This is a genomic window from Halalkalicoccus paucihalophilus (assembly GCF_001593955.1).
In the GTDB taxonomy this organism is placed as follows: Archaea; Halobacteriota; Halobacteria; order Halobacteriales; family Halalkalicoccaceae; genus Halalkalicoccus; species Halalkalicoccus paucihalophilus.
Window position 1 is genome coordinate 1 of sequence record NZ_LTAZ01000014.1, and the last position, 1,209, is coordinate 1,209.

General features: G+C 55.8%; 1 protein-coding gene. It reads left to right on the forward strand.

Going from position 1 to position 1,209, the window contains the following annotated elements:
- Nucleotides 1-935: 935 nt before the first annotated feature.
- The coding region (locus HAPAU_RS20400; RefSeq protein WP_157078538.1) for an Lrp/AsnC family transcriptional regulator at nucleotides 936-1,209 on the forward strand (274 nt) is incomplete at its 3' end.

Consider the following 1,209-nt stretch of genomic DNA (forward strand, 5'->3'; position numbering starts at 1 on the left):
TGCCCCCTCCCCCCTACCCCTTCGCTGTGAGGACTCCCTACATCCTCGTCTTGGGGTCCGAGAGGTAGGGGTATGACCGCCGAGATGCCTGCCTCTCTCGCGTGCGCGCCTGAACTGACAGTGCGAAGAGGGAGAATGAGGGGCGGCGTCGGGGTGGCGCTGTCAGTAACGGGTCAGTCGTCCGCTTCGTGTCTCGATTCCAAGAGTCGATTTCTTTGGTGGCTATCCCTTCGGCAGGCGGTCCTCTCGTACTTGCGGTTGCACCAGCGTCCGCCGGCCGGGAGGACAGTCGCAGCCGCCGACTGAGCACGGCGAGGGAGGCGGCGAGGACAGGCACGCAGCGACGCGAGCACCGCCTCGTTCCGGACAGGCCGGCGGTTCCGGCTACTCAGACGGGTGACCCCAAGACGGATACACCTGTAGAATCATTATAGAACCAGGCGCTGATGAACGTGTTCAACTCCGTGAAAGTGCCCACAAGGAAAGGGGACACAGGACATCTCTGACATCACTCTGTATCCTCCCTTCTTGGATGAGATCTGTAGCCTCTGACAAGGCTATTATTCCTTCACGAATTGCTGTGTATAGTATCTTCTGGATACCTCTTAATCACAAGTGGCTTGCCTCTCTCAAGCACTCGCGATTCTCTGACCCCGACGCTGTCGGACGATTCGAGCTGCATCAGAAAAATTGCGTAATCAAATCGCCATCGGTTTGGGGAGGGACACTACAATAAATCGGAAAGATCTAGAAGAGTCCGTCTGAAAGATTGACCCGAGCGAGGAGCCCCTGTCTCGGAGCCGACCGATGGGAGACCATTGATGGATGGAGTGACTGATCACGTACAGTCTCCGCCCTCGTTTCTTCGTTCATTGCTCGCGCCTGGAAGACTGAAAAACGCTAACATACTTTACCTGAGCCGTGCAGTCGACCGTATGGTCACAGAACAGGATGGCAACGTCGTTTTGGACGACGTCGATCGAGAGATCCTCTATGCATTACAGCAAGATGCACGCAAAACCACCCACGAGCAGATCAGTGCCACAGTTGAGGTCTCACAGAGTACGGTCCGCAATCGAATTACTGCTCTTGAAAATGCAGGTGTCATCAAAACGTACGCCCCCGAACTCGACTACGAACGAGCCGGGTTCCCACTTCGTGTACAGTTCATCTGTACAACCTCAATGGACCAACGCCACCAAGCAGCAA